The 20,004-nt window shown below is 64.0% G+C and carries 17 protein-coding genes and 2 tRNA genes; 11 read left to right on the forward strand and 8 right to left on the reverse strand.

Features of this window, described 5'->3' with window-relative positions; genetic code table 11:
• Positions 1-17: 17 nt before the first annotated feature.
• Complete coding sequence (locus tag BST47_RS12485) at positions 18-1,148, reverse strand: hypothetical protein (protein WP_083125822.1); 1,131 nt, start codon at positions 1,146-1,148, stop codon at positions 18-20.
• Between the two features lie 234 nt (positions 1,149-1,382).
• On the opposite strand from BST47_RS12485, the gene BST47_RS12490 reads away from it, so the two are divergent.
• The gene (locus BST47_RS12490) at positions 1,383-2,624 is read left to right on the forward strand and encodes a PP2C family protein-serine/threonine phosphatase (protein WP_083125877.1); all 1,242 of its coding nucleotides are present in this window, start codon (positions 1,383-1,385) and stop codon (positions 2,622-2,624) included.
• Between the two features lie 588 nt (positions 2,625-3,212).
• Here BST47_RS12490 and BST47_RS12500 read toward each other — a convergent pair.
• Positions 3,213-3,593 (reverse strand): hypothetical protein, encoded by a 381-nt coding sequence (locus tag BST47_RS12500; protein WP_083125824.1) that lies wholly within the window; start codon positions 3,591-3,593, stop codon positions 3,213-3,215.
• A gap of 1,141 nt (positions 3,594-4,734) precedes the next feature.
• On the opposite strand from BST47_RS12500, the gene BST47_RS12505 reads away from it, so the two are divergent.
• A complete protein-coding gene (locus BST47_RS12505; RefSeq protein ID WP_133056208.1) occupies positions 4,735-5,232 on the forward strand; it encodes a hypothetical protein in 498 nt (165 codons plus the stop codon).
• Between the two features lie 636 nt (positions 5,233-5,868).
• Here the strand turns inward: BST47_RS12505 and BST47_RS12515 are convergent.
• Positions 5,869-5,939, reverse strand: a tRNA-Gly gene (locus BST47_RS12515).
• A 119-nt stretch (positions 5,940-6,058) separates the two neighbouring features.
• Between BST47_RS12515 and BST47_RS12520 the strand changes: the two genes are divergently transcribed.
• The 6 genes from BST47_RS12520 to clpX all read left to right on the forward strand — a co-directional run bounded on the left by BST47_RS12520 (position 6,059) and on the right by clpX (position 10,942).
• Positions 6,059-6,132 (forward strand) — tRNA-Pro (locus tag BST47_RS12520).
• A gap of 50 nt (positions 6,133-6,182) precedes the next feature.
• Entirely contained in the window at positions 6,183-7,583 is a 1,401-nt protein-coding gene (tig, locus tag BST47_RS12525; protein ID WP_083125878.1) for a trigger factor, read from the forward strand.
• Between the two features lie 107 nt (positions 7,584-7,690).
• Positions 7,691-8,293 carry an ATP-dependent Clp protease proteolytic subunit gene (locus BST47_RS12530; RefSeq protein ID WP_163737391.1) on the forward strand — a complete coding sequence of 201 codons (603 nt, stop codon included), beginning with the start codon at positions 7,691-7,693 and terminating at the stop codon, positions 8,291-8,293.
• Entirely contained in the window at positions 8,290-8,937 is a 648-nt protein-coding gene (locus BST47_RS12535) for an ATP-dependent Clp protease proteolytic subunit (RefSeq protein WP_083125828.1), read from the forward strand. The genes BST47_RS12530 and BST47_RS12535 overlap by 4 nt, the downstream gene beginning before the upstream one ends.
• A gap of 119 nt (positions 8,938-9,056) precedes the next feature.
• Positions 9,057-9,371 (forward strand): hypothetical protein, encoded by a 315-nt coding sequence (locus tag BST47_RS30665; protein ID WP_165799769.1) that lies wholly within the window; start codon positions 9,057-9,059, stop codon positions 9,369-9,371.
• A gap of 290 nt (positions 9,372-9,661) precedes the next feature.
• Entirely contained in the window at positions 9,662-10,942 is a 1,281-nt protein-coding gene (gene clpX / locus BST47_RS12540; protein ID WP_083125829.1) for an ATP-dependent Clp protease ATP-binding subunit ClpX, read from the forward strand.
• A 205-nt stretch (positions 10,943-11,147) separates the two neighbouring features.
• Here clpX and BST47_RS12545 read toward each other — a convergent pair whose 3' ends face one another.
• Positions 11,148-12,452 carry a nucleotide disphospho-sugar-binding domain-containing protein gene (locus BST47_RS12545; RefSeq protein ID WP_083125830.1) on the reverse strand — a complete coding sequence of 435 codons (1,305 nt, stop codon included), beginning with the start codon at positions 12,450-12,452 and terminating at the stop codon, positions 11,148-11,150.
• A gap of 153 nt (positions 12,453-12,605) precedes the next feature.
• Here BST47_RS12545 and BST47_RS12550 point away from each other — a divergent pair, with 153 nt between their 5' ends.
• Positions 12,606-13,109 carry a nuclear transport factor 2 family protein gene (locus tag BST47_RS12550; RefSeq protein WP_083125831.1) on the forward strand — a complete coding sequence of 168 codons (504 nt, stop codon included), beginning with the start codon at positions 12,606-12,608 and terminating at the stop codon, positions 13,107-13,109.
• A 78-nt stretch (positions 13,110-13,187) separates the two neighbouring features.
• Positions 13,188-14,252, forward strand: coding sequence for an NAD(P)H-dependent amine dehydrogenase family protein (locus BST47_RS12555; protein ID WP_165799780.1), 1,065 nt, complete (start codon positions 13,188-13,190; stop codon positions 14,250-14,252).
• A 26-nt stretch (positions 14,253-14,278) separates the two neighbouring features.
• Here BST47_RS12555 and BST47_RS12560 read toward each other — a convergent pair whose 3' ends face one another.
• The 4 genes from BST47_RS12560 to BST47_RS12575 form a co-directional block, all read right to left on the reverse strand.
• Positions 14,279-14,905, reverse strand: a complete 627-nt coding sequence (locus BST47_RS12560; RefSeq protein ID WP_083125833.1) for a TetR family transcriptional regulator — start codon at positions 14,903-14,905, stop codon at positions 14,279-14,281.
• 129 nt (positions 14,906-15,034) lie between these two features.
• Positions 15,035-15,859, reverse strand: coding sequence for a formate dehydrogenase accessory sulfurtransferase FdhD (gene fdhD, locus BST47_RS12565; RefSeq protein WP_083125834.1), 825 nt, complete (start codon positions 15,857-15,859; stop codon positions 15,035-15,037).
• Positions 15,859-18,219, reverse strand: coding sequence for an FdhF/YdeP family oxidoreductase (locus BST47_RS12570; protein ID WP_083125835.1), 2,361 nt, complete (start codon positions 18,217-18,219; stop codon positions 15,859-15,861). The genes fdhD and BST47_RS12570 overlap by 1 nt, the downstream gene beginning before the upstream one ends.
• 81 nt (positions 18,220-18,300) lie before the next feature.
• Positions 18,301-18,807, reverse strand: coding sequence for a DUF2505 domain-containing protein (locus tag BST47_RS12575; RefSeq protein ID WP_083125836.1), 507 nt, complete (start codon positions 18,805-18,807; stop codon positions 18,301-18,303).
• Between the two features lie 204 nt (positions 18,808-19,011).
• Here BST47_RS12575 and BST47_RS12580 point away from each other — a divergent pair, with 204 nt between their 5' ends.
• A complete protein-coding gene (locus BST47_RS12580) occupies positions 19,012-19,869 on the forward strand; it encodes a class I SAM-dependent methyltransferase (protein WP_234809674.1) in 858 nt (285 codons plus the stop codon).
• The last annotated feature ends 135 nt before the right edge of the window (positions 19,870-20,004 follow it).

The following is a 20,004-nucleotide window of genomic DNA, read 5'->3' on the forward strand; positions in this document are numbered from 1 at the left end:
ACGCCCACAGCGGAGACCTACAGCGCGAGAGTCCTGCGCAGGTGCCAAGCAACGTCACCGTCGGCGTCCCTGTCGGGATGGCTGAAGTACTCGGTGTGCGCGGAGCCGGGTTTGAGCCGCTCGGGCTGATTGCCGCTCACCGCGATATCGCGGATGCCGGCGCCGAACAACGGACCCAACTCGCCGCCGAACCAGTCGCCGCGGCGGCTGCCCCGAGTCACGGGAAACCACATGTTCGTCCATCGCGTGGCGGCAAACGGAGACTCGGGTTGGCATCCGACGACTACGCCGCGACGGATCAGTTCCTCGAACAGCTCACGCCGCGTGGCGACGTCCGACGTCTTCATGCCGCTGAGCAACGGCGGCCGAGTAAACAGCAGATCCGCTAGGGCCAGCGGTGCACCGACGGTGACGAAATCGGTTATGCGCGAAGGCTTTCCCTGCTTGTGAAGCTGTGCCCAGAACAGCGTCAGCGCGTCGTACGCGATGTACGTGCCGATGCCGTGGGCAACCACGACGATGCGGGTGTACCCCGCCTCGTGCAAATCGCGGAGAAGGTCGACCAGGCCGCCGCGAACGGCTCGTCGCGCCGCGTACGAGGGCGGAGACGGGTCGAGGTAGCGGGCGGAGTCGACCAGGGGCGCGGTCTTCTTGTTCACCAACGCTCGTGCCAGCATGCGGTAGAGGCCGAACCAGAAGATCAACACGACCGCGCTGACGGTCAACCCGATGATCCACGCCGGAACATCCGAATTCAGGGCGTATCCGGACACGAACAGTATTGGGATCAGCAACAGGGCTGCTAGAACCGCGCTCCAGACGCGACGCCAAATGCCGACGAGGGCGTCGGGCACGTTGGCGGGCCGCCGCAGGAAGAGCCGCAGCGCCGTCGACGCAACGCCGGCGTACTTGCCCGCCGTCATCAGGAATGGCCAGTGGTATTCGAAGAAGTCGACCGGACCAGGGGCAACGTAGCGGCGCGCTTCGTAGGTGTCGGTGACCTCGGCCGGGCGCGGGTGGTAGTCCCATCTCCCGTCGACTGGATGCAGTGCCGTTCTCACGAACGCGTCGAACGTCTCCATCGGGCGTATCTCGCACATTCCATGAACGACGACGACCGCTGTGCGTCCCGGATCCTCCGCTGCCATGTCACCTTCTAAGACTGTTGTGTCGCGAGGAGAGTCCGCGATCCCGATAAATTCTCGACCACAACGCGTGCGCGCGCCTGGAATCTCGGCAGACCGCGCGGGCCGGTGCCGCCCCGCTGCAGTTGCCGCGCTTTCCGCAATCGCGTACACCACCCTGCTCTGCCAAATATCGTTTCGCCTAACGCGGGATCGAGCGATGGGGGACGCGTGGTTCAAGAGCTCGGGCGTGAGGCCGTGACAGCCGAAGTCGTCCGTGAAGGCTTCGTGCTCGCCGCCGAGGTCGAAGATGCCCGGATGCGCTCTGTCGAGCAGCTGCACTTGCTGGGCTCAGAACCCGAAGAGCGATTTTCCCGCATCACCCGGATGGCGCGACAGGTGTTCGGTGTGCCGATGGCCGCGGTGTCGCTGGTCGATCGCGATTGCCAGTGGTTCAAACAGAACGATGGTCTTGACCTGGCCGGCACGGTACCCCGGGAGCAGACCATCTGTCGGGCGACCATCGCGCGCATGTACATGAACGTCGATGAACCGGCCCTGATCATCGAGGATGCGCGCCAGGAGCCGGATTTCTGCGAATTGCCCGCGATCAAGGCCGAAGGCGGCGTGCGCTTCTACGCCGGCTACCCACTGTTCGGCCCCGGCGGTCACCCTGTCGGCACGTTCTGCATCTACGACACCAAACCGCGCTCGCTCGACAGCGAGCAGGTGGAGACGTTTCGCGAGTTGGCCGGCTGGGTTCAGCGGGAGCTGGAACGGTTCGACGAGATGGATCGTGCCACGCAGGTGCAAAGTCATCTGCTGCCGCGACCCCTCGGCGATCTGCCGGGATACACGATGTGCGCCTTGTGTTTACCCGCCTTCGCGGTCGGCGGTGACTTCTACGACCATTACAGCTCGCAGCGCGGCGTGATCTTCACCGTCGCCGACGTGATGGGAAAGGGACTCGGCGCGGCGATCCTGACCGCCAGCGTGCGATCAGCCCTTCGCGCGGCGTCGCGGGCTGTCGACGAAATGGATCACCGTGCCGACCTCGCCGACGCGGTGAACTCCGTGTCGGCGCAATTGTCCGACGATCTCGTCAGTACCGAAACCTTCGTCACGCTGTTTCATGCGCGACTGGACATCGCCACGGGAGCAGTGCGCTACGTCGACGCCGGACATGGTCTTGCCCTGATAGTGCGGAAAACCGGTGTCGTCGAACGGTTGCCGAGCGAGGGTCTGCCGCTCGGCGTGATGCCCGACGAAGAGTGGGTGTCGCATGACGTGATGCTCGAAGACGGTGAAACGCTCGTCATCGCGTCCGACGGCGTGCTGGATCTGATCGGTGACGGCGCCGATGTCCGTCCTGCGTTGGAGTTCGTGGCGCAATATCCCGATCCCGTCGAGCTGTGCTCTCGAGCACGTGCCCTCGCGGAGGCGGGCGCCGCACTCGACGACGTCACCCTGGTCGCAATCCAGAAGACACCCGCCGATTGAAGGGCGCGGGCGTCGTCACGACGTGGGGTAGCCCCGCTCGTCGCATGGTGCGGGGTGGCCGTCCTGATCGCGCATAGCAGTTCAGTTGGCCGTGCAGGGTGTCACCCGATTCACCACCCAGCACATTCGCGATGACATGAAGTTCGGCGACCGCAACAGCTCGCGACGAATCGACCGACCAGCCTTCCTCGGGCATTCGGCTGCACACGAAGTGCATCACGCACCGTCGCGCGGCGGATTGGTTACCAGACGGATATGAAAGTCTCGCTATCCGCGGGTCGAATTTGTCCTTCGGGCGATTACGTGGCCGCCCCGTAGCTTGAAGAATTTCTCCCGTGGTGCGGCATGACCTGACCACGTCGCCAAGGAGGCAACATCCAACCGAAGGAACAGAAATGAAGACCGTCAATCGGACTGCAACCCAACGGATCGGCCGCACTGCCCGAGCCATCGCCACCGCCGGCATATGGCTGGGCCTCGCGCTCGCATCAGCCGGCTTGGCTGTCGCCGAGGCGCAGGCCGGATGGCTCGGACGCGCGGCTCACCTCGGCAACCGGTGTGCCGACGTCGGACTCATTTTTCGATGGACTACGGCCTGCAGACCGCGGGGCCGCCGCCTGACGAGACGCAGCAGCGGCCGTTTACGCAGCACGTGAACGAATTGTTCGCGTTGATCGATGAGTTGTCGCCAACAGTCGTCGATTGAACGTTGGTGTTACCGGGGCCGCTCTGCACAGATATGTTGTTGCCGCTGTTGATGTTTACGGTCGCACCGCTGCCGTTCGGCTTCAGACGATTCAGATCGAATGCTCCAGGCAAACCGACCCACGGGATGCCCTCCAGGACATCGGCAATGGCCTGGCCGCAGAAGTCCAGCGGCTCGGGCTGGGCGATCGCCGTTGACGCGGATGTAACGCAGAAGATTTCGCCGGCCACCGCGATCGACGCGGCGGGCAGCAGGAGACGCATAGAGAGATGGCCTGTTCGTCTGGATGCCACTAATGCCTCCCTGCGGATCGAAGGTGCCCTTGGTCTGGGTAGCAAACAGCATGCGCGTTTTGGCGTCCCAACTGCAAGAGACAGATTCGCTATTTCGGCAGATTGCTTGACTAGGCAAAATGATGGGGCTCAGGCATACTTCTCGGTGGCGAATATGATTGAGAGCTTGCATAGCTCCGACCGGGAACTTCGCCCGCATGAGTTCGGCGCGAACCCATATCTAAGCGCAGCAGCAAAAGTCCCGGCCTTCGATATTTCATCTCCCGTATTGGTGCCGCTCTAAACCAGCGGTCGGCTTGACGCATATACGGCCTCGCATGATGCCGTCATCGCTGCGTCAGCTCCGCAGTGCGTTGCCCGGATTGGGCACGGCGGTGTGGCGCGCTTTCGCGGGGCGCGTCGCTCGCTTCCGTCCAGCTATCACTCTGACCGCCGGGCACATCGAGGGCCAGCGATTGCTGTGCGGTGCGAATTCAGTTCACTGGATTCCGTAGGTCAGTGGTCCGCCATACATCGCAATGCGTTGCTAAAGCCGGTGCGATGGCCAAGACGCACCGTTATCTGTCCGAGATGCTTGCTTATGCAATCGCATTCAGCCAGCTAGGATCTCCAATCCTCCAAGGTGGATCGGTCCGTCGGCAGGTATAGGAGCCTGTTCAACCAGGTTGCCCGATGACACACGAATCCGTAGCAGTATATTGACTGAGACGTGAATAAAATTTCCCAGGAGTAAATTGATCTATTCGCTTGGAGATCTGAGTGTGATGCTTGACACAGCATCTAGCAAAGGAATATGTTTCATGGGTATCTGGCTCGCTGAGGCACGGGAGGGAGCAGTCGGTGATGGCGCCACATAACAATCTCGTCAAGTTGCGCCAGTCGCCCTCGGCCTGCATCCAAACGCAGCGGTCGCCTCCGTCTTCATGATGTTGCAGCGACGGATCGCGGTCCGTTCGCATTTCCGCGGTCGGAATTGACTCCGGCTTAATCTCGCATGCATTCCCCACAGCAAATTTTATACCGAACAGATAGCAACCGGAAAAGAGCGAAGGAGCTCATTGAAATGGCCAATCACAGAATGCCGCGTAAGCCGTCCACGCTGAATCGGACCGTGGGCGTCGGCCTGGTCGCCGGCGGTATGGCTTTGAGTGGTGTCGCGCTCACCATGTCGACGGCCGCCGCGCCCGAAGCAAACGCGGCATGTGGAAAACGATTCGTGGTTTTCGGGAACACCGGCACCAATAACCCGAACACACTCAACTACGGCTCCGGTAACAACCTGAACTTCCAGGGCAACTTCACCGGGGGCAATCTGAGCGGCAGCCAAACCTCGAGCACAGGCAACAACACCAGCGGGAACACCACCAATCCGACAACCTGCACTGTCACGCAAACTCCCAGCCTGTTCCCGACGTTCCCGAGCACCAACTTCTTCGGCAACACCGGAACCAACAACCCGAACACCTTCAATGTGTTCTCGGGCAACAACATCAACGCCCAGTTCAGTGGCTTCGGGCCGAACGCCAGCGGCGATCAGAGCGCGACCACTGGCAATAACGGAAGCACGAACACAGGGAACGCAACCACGGATACCAGCGTCGGTCCGTAGGGGGCCGTCGCGGCTTCGGTGCGACGCTGGACCGACCGTGTAGCGGCGGTCCAGCGTCGGCGCCGGGGTCGCCCGATGCTGGGACCGACTTCACACCGGCCAGCGCCACGCCGTTGTCACGCTCGGGCTTCGCATAGCCTGCGGCGGCTGCGAAGTCGGCAACACCGCAGTGGACACCCAGGTGTTCGAGGACGACACGAGCTCGGCTTCGCGACTCTCGGCGCGCTGGGCCGCTCAGCAGTTGACATGGTGGGCAACGTGATTCCGCTGTCGGCTGCGATCTACTGCCGAATGTGGCCGATCTCGAACCAGCCGACGAGGGTAACCGCAAGGATGACGGCACACTCTGCCTCCTCTGTGCCTACGGTGGTTACCCCGACAATTGACACCCGCAGTGGCGGTTCCACGACGTCAGTCGACGACCGGGCTCCGACGCCGCGGTGCGCTACACCGCCGTGCCGCATCCGGCGTTCGGTGTCGAACCTCCGTCAATATTTGGGACCGTTGTTTCCTCGGGCAGCTGGGATCCCTGAGAATTCGAATTGGGTGCTCGGCGGAGGGGCGGACCGTCTGCCCGGGCTACGCTTCGAATTGGTGGGCGACCAGCGAAAGCCGCCTCACCACGTTCGACCTGAGAGCGGGCGACGGGAATCGAACCCGCGTAGCTAGTTTGGAAGACTAGGGCTCTACCATTGAGCTACGCCCGCGTGTGTTGCACCAGGAGACTGTACCGGCGCCCGCGGAATCATCCAATTGAAGGCAGGGCGCGTCCAGGCCGTAGTATCTCGCGTGGTCGTTCTGTGTTTTGAGGGCGACCGCATCGGCGCGGGGTGTAGCGCAGCTTGGTAGCGCATCCGCTTTGGGAGCGGAAGGCCGCAGGTTCAAATCCTGTCACCCCGACTGCACCCTAGATAGACAAGACCCACCCAGGATCAATGAGGAGCATGAGCGTGAAGAGCACCGTCGAGAAGTTGAGCCCGACCAGGGTTCGCATCAACGTGGAGGTGCCCTTCACCGAGCTCGAACCCGAGTTCGATCGCGCCTTCAAGCAGCTGGCCAGCCAGGTTCGGCTGCCCGGATTCCGGCCCGGCAAGGCGCCGCGCAAGCTGCTCGAGGCCCGCTTCGGCCGCGAGGCCATGCTGGACCAGGTCGTCAACGAGGCACTTCCCGGCCGCTACAGCGAGGCGGTGACGTCCTCGGATCTGCGCCCGATCGGCCAGCCGGACATCGAGGTCACCAAGAAGGAGTACGGCGAGGACCTCGAGTTCACCGCCGAGGTCGACGTCCGCCCCGAGATCGACCTCCCGGACCTTGACGCGCTGGAGCTCACGGTCGACGCCATCGAGATCAGCGACGAAGAGGTGGACGCCGAGCTGCAGAACCTCCGCGCCCGCTTCGGCACGCTGACCGGTGTCGACCGCGCCGCCGAGGATGGCGACTTCGTCTCCATCGACCTGTCCGCGACCGTCGACGGCGAGGACCTGCCCGAGGCGAAGACCGAGGGACTCTCACACGAGATCGGTTCCGGCCAGCTGATCGAGGGCCTCGACGAGGCCATCATCGGCCTCAAGGAAGGGGAGACCCGCGTCTTCACCACCAAGCTGGCCGCCGGCGCGCATGCCGGCGAGGAGGCTCAGGTCACCGTCACCGTGAAATCGGTCAAGGAGCGCGAGCTGCCCGAGCCCGATGACGACTTCGCCCAGCTGGCAAGCGAATTCGACACCATCGACGAGCTCAAGAACAGCCTCACCGAGCAGCTGCGCAATCGCAAGCGCGTCCAGCAGGCCGAGCTGATCCGGGACAAGGTGCTCGAGGCTCTGCTTGACCAGGTCGAGGTGCCGCTGCCCGAGAACGTCGTGCAGGCGCAGGTGGACGAGGCGCTGCACAACGCCATCCACGGGCTCGACCATGACGAGGCGCGGTTCGCCGAGGCGCTCGAAGCTCAGGGCGGCAGCCGGGAGAAGTTCGACGAGGAAAACCGCACCAACGCGGAGAAGGCCGTCAGCACCCAGCTGCTGGTGGACGCGATCGCCGACAAGCTCGACATCCAGGTCGGTCAGGACGACATCACTCAGCGCCTGATGCTGATGTCGCAGCAGTACGGCATGGAGCCGCAGCAGCTGCTGGCCGCCCTGCAGGAGAACAACCAGTTGGCGGCGCTGTTCGCCGACGTCCGTCGCGGTCTGGCTGTGGCGCAGGTCGTCGAGGGCGCCACGATCACCGATTCGAATGGTGAGGTCGTGGACACCTCGGAGTTCTTCTCCCGTGGCGGCGATTCCGAGGCGCCGGAAGCATCCGAGGCCTCGGCCGAAACGACCGAGGCCGACGAGGAAACCGCCGACGCCAAGTGACGCTGTGAGCGAAAGCGGCCTGTCTAAGGAGTGCGCGCTCGCACAGGTTGGTTAGTGTCGGTGAGTGGTAGGACTTGAAAGAAAGCAGGTATCCAGTCGTGACTGACATGCGTGGTGCATCGCCCGGTTTGAATCTCGTCGACTCTGTCTACGAACGGTTGCTCTCCGAGCGCATCATCTTCCTGGGTTCACAGGTCGACGACGACATCGCCAATAGGCTGTGCGCGCAGATTCTGCTGCTGTCGGCCGAGGATCCCACCAAGGACATCCACCTCTACATCAACTCGCCGGGCGGATCGATCAGCGCGGGCATGGCGATCTACGACACCATGGTCCTCGCGCCGTGCGACGTCGCCACCTACGCGATGGGCATGGCCGCCTCGATGGGTGAGTTCCTCCTCGCCGCGGGCACCAAGGGCAAGCGCTACGCGCTTCCGCACGCCCGCATCCTGATGCACCAGCCGCTCGGCGGCATCACCGGCGGCGCCGCGGACATCGCGATCCAGGCCGAGCAGTTCACGGTCATCAAGAAGGAGATGTTCCGGCTGAACGCCGAGTTCACCGGGCAGACCCTCGAGCGGATCGAAGCCGACTCCGACCGCGACCGCTGGTTCACCGCGCAGGAAGCCCTGGAGTACGGGTTCGTCGACCACATCATCACCAGCGCCAGCGTCAACGGCTCTGGCCCGAGCGCAGGACTAGACAAATGACCGACCACACTGACCCCCGCCTCCAGCCGCAGGCCCGCTACATCCTGCCGTCGTTCATCGAGCATTCGAGCTTCGGTGTCAAAGAGTCCAACCCGTACAACAAGCTGTTCGAGGAGCGCATCATCTTCCTCGGCGTGCAGGTCGACGACGCGTCGGCGAACGACATCATGGCCCAGCTGCTGGTCCTCGAGTCGCTCGATCCCGACCGCGACATCACCATGTACATCAACTCGCCGGGTGGCTCCTTCACGTCGCTGATGGCGATCTACGACACCATGCAGTACGTTCGCGCGGACATCCAGACCGTCTGCCTCGGCCAGGCCGCGTCGGCCGCCGCCGTGCTGCTCGCCGCGGGCAGCCCCGGTAAGCGCCTCGCGCTGCCCAACGCCCGCATCCTGATTCACCAGCCCGCACTGTCCGGCGTCATCCAGGGCCAGTTCTCCGACCTGGAGATCCAGGCCAAGGAGATCGAGCGGATGCGCACGCTGATGGAGACCACGCTGGCCCATCACACCGGCAAGGACGCTGCGCAGATCCGCAAGGACACCGATCGCGACAAGATCCTCACAGCCGAGGAGGCCAAGGAGTACGGCGTGATCGACACCGTGCTGGAGTACCGCAAGCTGTCCGCTCAGACCGCCTGAGCCCCTCCCAGGGCTTGCGCCGGCGTCAGTAATGCCGCCGAATCGGGCTCCCGGACCCGTCGTGCATGGCAAGCTGTCGACACCGTGCAGACGGGTGCGGCGACAGGGGAAAGGCCACGATGGTGGGGGTACGACTTCGCGGGGCGGTGCTCGCGGTAATCGCTTCGGCGGCAGCCGCGGTATTGGTGCAGTTCGGATCATCCGCGATCGGCGGTGCGCAGCCGCCGCCGCCACCGCCGCCACCTCCACCGTGCCCCTACGGGATGTACTGGGACGTGTACACGGTGACGTGCGTGCCTGTCGACGCGACCGTCTACGTGAACCCGCCGAACCCGGTGGTGGGGCCGGTCGGACCCGTTGGTGTCGGCGGAGTCGTCGGTCCGGTGGGTCCTGGCCCGGTGGGTCCAGGGCCGGTCGGACCCGGTCGCCGGTAGGGGTTGCGGCACCGGGAACGCGCGGTTGCCGGCAACGGGTACTTTGGTTGCGGACGGCTCCCGAACCGGTAACGGCGACGACACGCCAGGGGCGCGGCAGCGCGTTCGAGAGGGTTGCGGGGTGGTTAGGCGATATGTTCTGCCCACACAAGTGAATACCAACTACGCGATTCGGCTTTATCGGTCGCCTCGTGCCGGAACAAGCGGGTAGCGTCGGGATCGACACCCAGTGGGATCTCGAGCGAATCGAATCAGATCTTATTGCGAACAGGAAAGTAGGACTTCACCACATGGCGCGCATCGGAGACGGCGGTGACCTGCTGAAGTGCTCGTTCTGCGGGAAGAGTCAAAAGCAGGTCAAAAAACTCATTGCCGGCCCTGGCGTATATATCTGCGATGAATGCATAGACCTGTGCAACGAGATCATCGAAGAGGAACTGGCTGACGCCGACGACGTAAAACTCGACGAGCTGCCAAAGCCGGCGGAGATTCGCGAGTTCCTCGAGGGATATGTCATCGGCCAGGACACCGCCAAGCGCACCCTGGCCGTCGCCGTCTACAACCACTACAAGCGCATCCAGGCCGGCGAGAAGATGCGCGATTCGCGCGCCGAGCCCGTCGAGCTGGCCAAGTCCAACATCCTGATGCTCGGCCCCACCGGCTGCGGCAAGACCTACCTCGCGCAGACACTGGCGAAGATGCTGAACGTCCCGTTCGCCATCGCCGATGCCACCGCGCTCACGGAGGCGGGCTATGTCGGCGAGGACGTCGAGAACATTCTGCTCAAGCTGATCCAGGCCGCCGACTATGACGTCAAGCGCGCCGAGACCGGCATCATCTACATCGACGAGGTCGACAAGATCGCCCGCAAGAGCGAGAACCCGTCGATCACGCGCGACGTCTCCGGTGAGGGTGTGCAGCAGGCGCTGCTGAAGATCCTCGAGGGCACGCAGGCTTCGGTACCCCCGCAGGGTGGCCGCAAGCACCCACACCAGGAGTTCATCCAGATCGACACCACCAACGTCCTGTTCATCGTGGCGGGCGCGTTCGCGGGTCTGGAGAAGATCGTCTCCGACCGCGTCGGCAAGCGCGGTCTGGGCTTCGGTGCCGAGGTGCACTCCAAGGCCGAGATCGATACCCAGGACCACTTCGCCGAGGTCATGCCCGAGGACCTGATCAAGTTCGGCCTGATCCCCGAGTTCATCGGTCGTCTCCCGGTCGTCGCGTCGGTGACGAACCTCGACAAGGAGTCGCTCGTCACGATTCTGTCGGAGCCGAAGAACGCGTTGGTGAAGCAGTACACACGGCTGTTCGAGATGGACGGCGTCGAGCTCGAGTTCGACGAAGCGGCGCTCGAGTCGATCGCCGATCAGGCCATCCACCGCGGCACCGGTGCCCGCGGCCTGCGCGCCATCATGGAAGAGGTCCTGCTGCCGGTGATGTACGACATCCCCAGCCGCGACGACGTCGCCAAGGTGGTCGTCACCAAGGAGACGGTCGAGGACAACGTGCTTCCGACGATCGTTCCCCGCAAGCCGCCTCGCAACGAGCGTCGCGAGAAGAGCGCTTAGCCTTCAGCGCCGCGGCGTGTGAGCCAGCGAGCTCACCAGCCCCCATACGAGGAACGTCGCTACCGCGATGTACTGCAGCTGCTCAACCATGGCTTCACCGTCGTCTGAATGCTTCCCAGCGGCATGCGTAGCCGACTACGCCAGCTGATCCTGGGTGCCTTTTGCGCGGGGATGGGTGGGCGGCCGAACGGGTCGGCGCACGGGCTCATCGCTGCACGGCCTGGCGCTCGACGATGACCTCGTCGATCAGAGCGGCGATCTCGGCCACCCCGTCGCGTCTCGCGAAGGCCGCCTCCAGCTTCCGCGCGGCACGCAGATAGCTGCCGTCGCCCAGCACCTTGCGGACCGCGGCTCGGATCGCCCTCGGGCTCGGCGTCCCCGTCTTGAGGTTGACGCCGGCGCCGCTCCACGCGACGCGCGCCGCGACCTCGGGCTTGTCCTCTGTGTTGCCGGCGACCACCAGCGGAACACCCATCGACAACGCCCGCTGCACCGCGCCGTAGCCACCGTTGGTGACCATGACGTCGACCTTGGGCAGCAGGACGTCGTGCGGGATGTATTCGGCGACATAGGCATTCAACGGAAGCGGGACTTTCAACTGGGACACGTCGCGACCACCGGTGGTGGCCACCACGATGACGTCCTCTCCGCCGAGCGCGTCGATGGTGGGTTCGAGCAGACGGCTGAGGTCGGCGTTGTCGATGGTGCCCTGGGTGACATGCACGACGGGCCGGTCACCGTCGAGTTCCGACCACCACGGTGGACGGCGGAACCCTCGCGACGGACCGGGATGCACAGCACCGACGTAGCGCACATTCGAGGGTAGATCGCTTCGGGGATAATCGAATTCGGGCACCGTGGGTGCGATGTAGCGGTCCGCAAGCACACCGGAGTCGAGGATGAACGTCGGCAGTTGCCGGCTGTTCAAGCGATCGAGTTGCAGATTGGCCGCGTTCTGGCACTCGCGCAACAGCACCTTGTGCGACAGCGCCGTCAGTGCCCGGTTGCGCAGCCGTCCAAGTGTGGTCGAGGACGGTGCCATGCCCAGACCGCTGGGGGCGGTGTCGCGGCTGCTCAGCATCAGCGGCGTCGTGCTGTAGCTCAGCACCGGCGGGCGGGCCACGGGGTCACCGAGCAGGAACGGCAGGATCCCGAAGTAGGCGGAATCGGTGAGGATCGCGTCGAATCGCGTCCGCGCCATCGCGTCCGACAGTGCACGCGTGAGTAATGGCATCGGCTGCACGAAGACCCGCTGGATGTCGAAATTGATCCTCTTGATGCCCGAGGTGTCGGCCCGTCCGGGCAGGTCGAGGTCGAGGCGGGTCATGTCGAAATCGGCTTTCGCGGGAATCGCGGCGGGGGTGGCGCCGACGGCTCGAATCTTGTCGGCATGTGCGGCGGCCGTCAGGACGGTGACGCGGTCGCCGCGGTCGACCAGACCCCGTGCGACGTTCAGCAGTGGTCCGATGTGGCCGGTGGGGGACAGCGAGGGGATGAGGATTTCTGGCATGCATCGATGCTCGCGATCGGTGCGTGGGCAAGCTTGGAGGTTATCTGGAGAACAGGTGGAGATCGCAGGTAGAAGCGTTAGTGTCGGTCTCTCGGTTGTCGGCGTTGGCTCGTTCTTCGAGTCGGACACTTCACACGCACAGTTAGGGAGTCCATGGCAGAGCTGAACGAGCGCGAGCGCGAGGCGCTGGAGTCATACCGGCGTTATGTCGCACAGCGTGAACGTTGTGTTGCTGGCGCGGCGCCTTGGTCAACGATCGGCGAGTGGTTCACCGAGGATGCGGTCTTCATCGACCCGGCCTTTGGCCGGGTACAAGGTCGCGACGAAATCGCGGCGTTCTTCGACCGCTCGATGGTCGGCTTCGAGGGATGGAGTTTCCCAGAGGAATGGACCATGGTCGACGGTGATCGCCTCGTCACCTACTGGTGGAATCGCTTGGCCGGGACACGCGCAGACGGCACGCCATATCAGGCGCCGGCGTTCTCGGTGCTGCACTACGCGGGCGACGGCCTTTTCGACTACGAACTCGATCTGATGAACATCGCCGAAGTGGGCGAGCTGCTGGCCGAGTCCGGCTGGGTGCCGAGTCCGGGTATGTCCGTTCCGGAGCCGCACCCCGACCGAAACATCACCCCGCCGCGTCTCGACACCCCGTGATGAGGTGGGCCCGTAAGGGCTCGGTGATAGCGACTTTTATCTTGACAGTCACTGTCAAACACGACTTGAATGTCCATCATGGCGATTCGAGTGGTGCAGTGGGCGACTGGTGGCGTGGGGCGAGCGGCGATCGAGGGGGTGCTCGCGCATCCCGACCTCGAGTTGGTGGGCGCCTGGGTGCACTCAGAGGGCAAGCACGGCAAGGACATCGGCGAACTCGTCGGCCGCGACCCGATCGATGTCACGGCGACGACCAGCGTGGAAGACATCCTCGCTCTCGACGCCGACTGCGTGGTCTATAGTCCGCTGCTGCCGAACGAGGACGAGGTCGTCGCGCTCCTGCGCTCCGGCAAGAATGTGGTCACCCCCGTCGGTTGGGTCTACCCCGATCTGGATAACTGCAAGGCCATCCTCGATGCGTGCGCCGAAGGTGGAAGTACCCTGCACGGCACCGGTATTCACCCAGGAGGTATCACCGAACGGTTCCCGCTGATGGTCTCGGCGCTGAGTGCGGGGGTCACGCATGTGCGGTCGGAGGAGTTCAGTGACATCCGCACTTACAACGCCCCCGACGTGGTGCGCTACATCATGGGGTTCGGCGTCTCACCCGAAGAAGCGATGGCAGGTCCGATCGTCGAACTGCTGGGTGCCGGATTCAAGGCTTCGGTTCGAATGATCGTGGCGGAGATGGGTTTCGACGTCGATCCTGAACTCGAGTCCGTGCAGGAGGTTGCCGTGGCGACTGCGCCGCTCGATACCCCGGTTGGTGTCATCGAACCGGGTCAGGTCGCCGCCAGAAAGTTCCACTGGCGCGCCGTCGTGGATGGGACACCGGTCGTCACAGCAACAGTCAACTGGTTCATGGGGGAGGAGAGTTTCGACCCGGCCTGGAGTTTCGGGCCGGAGGGAGAACGATTCGAGGTCGAGATCACCGGCGACCCTGACGTCCTGCTCACCTTCAAGGGTCTGCAGCCCGACACCATCGAACAGGGGCTGGTGCGCAACCCCGGTATCGTCGCCACCGCAAACCACTGTGTCAGCGCGATCCCGTACGTCGTCGACGCCGATCCCGGCATCAAGACCTATCTCGATCTGCCCTTGTTGGCCGGCCGCGCATCCCCGCAGTTCGGCGCCCGTAGATGAGAACTATTGAAAGACCGAGATTCTCGCTATCGCCGGCCCCGTGTGGTCCGCGCCCGGCTATCCAGTCCATGGGTGACCAGCTGGAGAGCCCGCTCCGTGAGGGTGTGTAGTGACTCGTTCTGGTCGTACGTGAGCCACCACTCATAGGCATATTCGGCCGCAGCGACGGTAGCGCGGACGAGAACGCCGGCCCGGATGTCCGAGCCGGCAGCGGTGTTGTCGAGGCGGAGGGCAACGGCGTCGATGAGCTCGTCGCAGTCCTCGCGACTCAGTAGGGAGGCTCGCCGCAACTCTGCGGGTGCCGACGCCATCGCCCGGCGCCACAGTTCGAGTGTCTCGTCGTCGTCCAAAAACTGTGAGGTGCGGGCGAGGATGGCCGCGGCGATGGAGTCCGCGACGTCCTCGTCGGCGGGGCGGGCACGAAAGTTGGCGACGATTTGCTCGCGGCCACGCTGGGTGGCGCCGAGTAAAAGGTGCTCCTTACTCGGTACGTGGCGGAAAAAGGTACTCGGCGAAATGCCCACCTCTTCGGCGATCGCTTCGGTGCTGACGTTGTCGAAACCCTTTGCGGCGAACAGTCGCAGGGCAGCATGCTGGATGTCGGCGCGTAGCGCATTGCGTTGCCGCTCGCGCAGCGGAATCGAGTCGGGCATGCACACCTCTCAACAGACCGAATTCCTGCCCGGGAGCCACAGTCTTCAGAAGATGACAGTAACTGTCAAGTTCGATGTCACTATTATCCTGGTCGATATTGCGATGCGCTGGTTGCCCTTTCGAGCGGCCTAGTGCGTCACGCGGTCGGGTCTGGTGTAGACGTTCATCGAGTCGCCGCGCAGGAACGCGACGAGTGTCAGGCCGGACTGGCTGGCGAGGTCGACGGCCAGTGACGACGGCGCGGACACCGCGGCGAGCACCGGGATGCCGGCCATCACGGCTTTCTGGGTGAGTTCGAACGAGGCGCGCCCGCTGACCAGGAGAACGGTCGCGCTCAGGGGTATCCGGTCATTCTCCAGCGCCCAGCCGATGACCTTGTCGACGGCGTTGTGGCGGCCGATGTCTTCGCGCACCGCCAACGTCGTGCCGTTGACGTCGAACAGCGCCGCACCGTGTAGTCCGCCGGTGCTGGCGAACACCTTCTGTTCGTCGCGCAAGCGGTCGGGAAGGTCGGAAAGCGTTTCGGCGGTGACCGTGGTCGGATCGTCGCCGGGGCCGTGCTTGCTGATTGTTCGGACCGCCTCCAGTGAGGCCTTGCCGCACACGCCGCACGACGAGGTCGCGTAGAAGTTCCGCGTCATATCAACGTCAGGCTTCGGGACATCCTGCGCCAGTGTCACGTCGAGCACGTTGTACGTGTTGACTTGGTCGGGGCCTGCTCCCTTGCAGTAGCGCACCGTCAACACATCCTCGCGGCGCGCGATGATGCCCTCGGTGAGCAGGAAGCCTTGGGCGAGTTCGACATCCGAGCCTGGGGTGCGCATCGTGACCGTCAGCGGTCTGCCATCGATCCGAATCTCGAGCGGCTCCTCGACCACCAGGGTGTCGGGCCGCGCGATGCTGTCGCCAGCGGTGACGTGCTGGACGCGGCGGCGCGCTGTCACGCGGCCCACTAGCTGACCACCCGATCTTCGGCGCGGACGCCGGCGGAGCGCTCCAGCCGGATCACCACGGCCTTGGACACCGGTGTATTCGACTTCTCGGCAACGTGATCGAGCGGAACCAACGCGTTGGTCTCCGGATAGTAGGCGGCGGCGTTACCCACCGGGGTCTCGTACGCCACCACCATGAAGTCCTTGGCGCGGCGTTCTTGGAGTTCGCCGTCGCCGCCGGGAAATTCCGACACGAGGTCGACCCGGTCTCCTTCGCACAGTCCGAACCGTTCGATGTCCGCCTTGTTAACGAACACGGCTCGGCGGCCGCCCTTCACGCCTCGGTAGCGATCGTCGAGGCCGTAGATTGTGGTGTTGTACTGGTCGTGGCTGCGCAGAGTCTGCAGGATCAGCCTGCCCTCGGGGATCGGCACCCACTGCAGCGGATTCACGGCGAAGTTGGCTTTGCCTGTGCTCGTGGGGAATATGCGTGAATCACGAGGGCCGTGCGGCAGCTGGAATCCATCGGGTGCGCGCACCTTGTGGTTGTAGTCATCACAGCCGGGCACCACGGCGGCGATCGCGCCGCGGATGGTGTCGTAGTCGTCGTTGAACACTTCCCACGGCACGGGGTGGTCGGGTCCGAGCAGTGCGCGCGCCAGTTGGCAGATGATCGCGACCTCGCTGCGGACGTGATCGGACGGCGGGCTCAGGCTGCCGCGCGACAAGTGCACCATCGACATCGAATCCTCGACGGATACTTGCTGTTTGACGCCACTCTGGATGTCGCGGTCGGTGCGGCCGAGTGACGGCAGGATCAACGCCGAGCGGCCGTGCACCACGTGGCTGCGATTGAGCTTCGTCGAAACCTGCACGGTAAGTGAGCAGTTGCGCAGTGCGGCCTCGGTGACGGCGGTGTCGGGAGTTGCCGTCGCGAAGTTACCGCCCATGCCCATGAAGACCTTCGCGCGACCGTCGCGCATAGCGCGGATCGCATCGACAGTGTCGACGCCGTGCTTGCGCGGGCTGACGATACCGAAGTGCTTATCGAGCGCGGCCAGAAAATTCTCGGGCATCTTCTCCCAAATGCCCATCGTGCGGTCGCCCTGCACGTTGGAATGTCCACGCACGGGACATAATCCGGCACCGGGCTTACCGATCATGCCGCGCATCAGCAGCACGTTGGTGATCTCCGAAATCATCGGAACAGCGTGCTTGTGCTGGGTCAGTCCCATGGCCCAACACGCGATGATGCGTTCGGAGTCGACCATCATTTGCGCGACCCTCTCGAGTTGCGCGCGCTCGATCCCGGTCGCCTCCAGCACGGTGTCGAGGTCGACGGCCCGCGTCTGGGCTTCGTACTCGGCGAAATTCGCGCAGTGCTGCTCGATGAATTCGCGGTCGACCACCGAACCGGGAGCGCGGTCGTCCTGGGCCTCCAGGAGCAGGCGGCCCAGGCCCGCAAAAAGCGCCATGTCCCCGCCGAGGCGGATCTGCACGAACTCGTCGGCGATGGGCACCCCATGGCCAACGACGCCGTTCACCTTCTGCGGGTCCTTGAACCGGATCAGCCCGGCCTCTGGTAGCGGATTGATCGCAATGATTTTCGCGCCGTTGGCTTTCGCCTTTTCCAGCACCGACAGCATGCGGGGATGGTTGGTGCCGGGATTCTGACCCGCGATCACGATCAGGTCAGCGTTGGCGACGTCTTCGACGGTGACCGAGCCCTTGCCCACGCCGATGGCTTCGACCAATGCCGCGCCCGAGGATTCGTGACACATGTTAGAGCAGTCGGGCAGGTTGTTCGTTCCGAAGCTGCGGACCATCAGCTGATAGAGAAACGCCGCCTCGTTGCTGGTGCGCCCGGAGGTATAGAAGACGACTTCGTCGGGGTGATCGAGTTCGCGCAACTCGTCAGCGATCAGGCGGTAGGCCTCGTCCCACTCGATGGCGCGGTAATGGTCGTCGCCAGGGCGCAGCACCATCGGGTGGGTGAGTCGGCCCTGCTGCGAGAGCCAGTACTCCGGTCGACCGTCGAGGTCGGCGATTGAGTGCCGCGCGAAGAAGTCCGGGGTGACGACGCGCTTGGTCGCCTCTTCGGCGACGGCTTTCGCACCGTTCTCGCAGAACTCGGCGAACTTGCGCCCACCATGCTCCTCGGGCCATGCGCAGCCGGGGCAGTCAAAGCCGTGGCGTTGGTTGAGTCGGACCAGTGACGCGCCTGTGCGCCACGCTCCCATGGATTTGAGTCCGCGTTGCAGTGACACCATGACGGCCTTGACTCCGGCCGCCTCCTGCTCGGGGCCGGTTGCGACGACCGCATGCTCGTTGTAACTCGCATCGAAGTCGCGGGTGACGTCGCGTCGTCTGCCTAACCGCATATGCCCAGCCTAGGTCGTGGTGTCTGCCCTACGGGCTACCCACGCAATCGCGGCGGTATGCGGTCCCGCCGTTGCCGCGTCTCAGGCGGCCTGCTCGGTGATCCACTTCGCGGTGTAGCGCTGTAGCCCCGATATCTGCTGGGCCAGCAGGCGACCTACGAGCCGCTCGATCTTGCCGCCGATCAACGGGACTTTGAACTCCACTGTCGCGTTGCAATTGAGCCGCGACCCCTTGGGTGCGGGTGCGAGCACAGCCGTACCGAACCCGGATCCCGGCGCCCCATGGGAGACGATGCTGATCTCGCCTCGCACCTGACCGTCGCCGATCGGGCGCCACGTCTCGGTTTGGACGACCTGCCATTCACGGGGAAAGAACTTGGCGACGAGGCCGGGCAGCCCCTCGTGTTGCAGGTCCTGAATGATCACTACGTTCGCAGAACCGTCGGGGTCGACTGTCAACGTGTCCAGCCTGCCGAAGCCGCCGAAGGCCGCCAACCGTGCCAGCCAGTAACTCTCCTCGCAGAACGCCGAGTGGAACTGTTCGACAGTGGCAGAGGAGTCAACCGAGAAGTCAACCGATCGTGGCACAGCAGACAGACTAGTCCTAATTGACGCGCCGACAGAAAAAGATGTGTGGGTCGGCGAGGTATGCGGGCTCTGACGATTAGAGTTGCAAACAAACATGTCTCGGCTTTGACGCCCCAAGATGTTGGGCGACCAAGTCGCCATCGACGGATGGCAAGTTTCCAGGGAGCGCGGCCGAATGATCGACGCAGCAGCGAGGACGATGGTGTGACGGATCCGGGGGGACGGCAGCAGGGCGAGCCGGTTGACGATCAGCGCGTCGACTTCACCGGTGTGCCGTGGAAATCGGTGGAATGGACCGGGCTGTGTGTGCTCTACCTTCGGGCGTGTGAGAGCCGCGTGCCCAACCCAATTCTCGGCGACCACTACTCCGCGCGGGACGTGGCGCGCATCGATTACGACTTCGAGCGTCTCCATAGATACATCCGGCCGTCGACCAATCAGTTCATGGTGGCGATGCGCACCGCGCAGATCGACACCTGGATCGTCGACTATTTGATGCGCCAGCCGGAAGCCGTCGTACTGCATCTCGGGTGTGGGTTACACAGTCGGGCGTTCCGCCTCGCGTTACCCGAGACCGTGCGGTGGTTCGACGTAGACCTGCCCCAGGTCGTCGCGTTGCGCCGACAGTTGTATTCCGAATCCGAGAAGTATCGGATGATCGCGTCGTCGGTGACCGAGCCCGGCTGGATCGATCAGCTACCGACCGGCGGTCCCGTCCTGATCGTCGCCGAAGGCCTGCTCATGTATTTGACCCCGGCCGAGGTGACTGAGCTGCTCCACTGGTTGCTCGACCGATTCGACACCGGCGAGCTGCTCGCGGACTTGCTGTCGAAGTGGGGCCCGCGGCTGTCCAGGTTGTCAGCCGGCGGCATCATCAAGTGGGGCACCCGCGACGGCGATGAGGTCACCCGCTGGGATCCCCGCCTCCGTCTCGTCGACGACACCCCAGTTATTGCCGGTTTTCGCAGGATTTCGCTTCGGCGACCGCGACTGCTGTACCGCATTGCGTACGCCATCCCGGCAAACCGAAATTACGATCGGCTTTTCCGCTTCGCATTCTAACGGCGGACAGCTGTTGCTGAGACTCGATTTAGATGCGCGACTCGTGCCAGGAGTGCGGTATCGGCGAGAGCGTCCCAGGTTGTCGCCGTGTCGCGCGGTGGCGGACCGCCCCCAGGAATTTAGCTCGTAGTACTA

The sequence above is a fragment of the Mycolicibacterium tusciae genome (assembly GCF_002086795.1).
In the GTDB taxonomy this organism is placed as follows: Bacteria; Actinomycetota; Actinomycetes; order Mycobacteriales; family Mycobacteriaceae; genus Mycobacterium; species Mycobacterium tusciae.

Bases quoted from the DNA above. Each gene is read 5' to 3' on its own strand.
- BST47_RS12485 (WP_083125822.1), bottom strand. From the start codon at position 1,148: ATGGCAGCGGAGGATCCGGGACGCACAGCGGTCGTCGTCGTTCATGGA.
- BST47_RS12500 (WP_083125824.1), bottom strand. From the start codon at position 3,593: ATGCGTCTCCTGCTGCCCGCCGCGTCGATCGCGGTGGCCGGCGAAATC.
- BST47_RS12530 (WP_163737391.1), top strand. From the start codon at position 7,691: ATGCGTGGTGCATCGCCCGGTTTGAATCTCGTCGACTCTGTCTACGAA.
- BST47_RS12535 (WP_083125828.1), top strand. From the start codon at position 8,290: ATGACCGACCACACTGACCCCCGCCTCCAGCCGCAGGCCCGCTACATC.
- BST47_RS30665 (WP_165799769.1), top strand. From the start codon at position 9,057: ATGGTGGGGGTACGACTTCGCGGGGCGGTGCTCGCGGTAATCGCTTCG.
- clpX (WP_083125829.1), top strand. From the start codon at position 9,662: ATGGCGCGCATCGGAGACGGCGGTGACCTGCTGAAGTGCTCGTTCTGC.
- BST47_RS12545 (WP_083125830.1), bottom strand. From the start codon at position 12,452: ATGCCAGAAATCCTCATCCCCTCGCTGTCCCCCACCGGCCACATCGGA.
- BST47_RS12550 (WP_083125831.1), top strand. From the start codon at position 12,606: ATGGCAGAGCTGAACGAGCGCGAGCGCGAGGCGCTGGAGTCATACCGG.
- BST47_RS12555 (WP_165799780.1), top strand. From the start codon at position 13,188: ATGGCGATTCGAGTGGTGCAGTGGGCGACTGGTGGCGTGGGGCGAGCG.
- BST47_RS12560 (WP_083125833.1), bottom strand. From the start codon at position 14,905: ATGCCCGACTCGATTCCGCTGCGCGAGCGGCAACGCAATGCGCTACGC.
- BST47_RS12570 (WP_083125835.1), bottom strand. From the start codon at position 18,219: ATGCGGTTAGGCAGACGACGCGACGTCACCCGCGACTTCGATGCGAGT.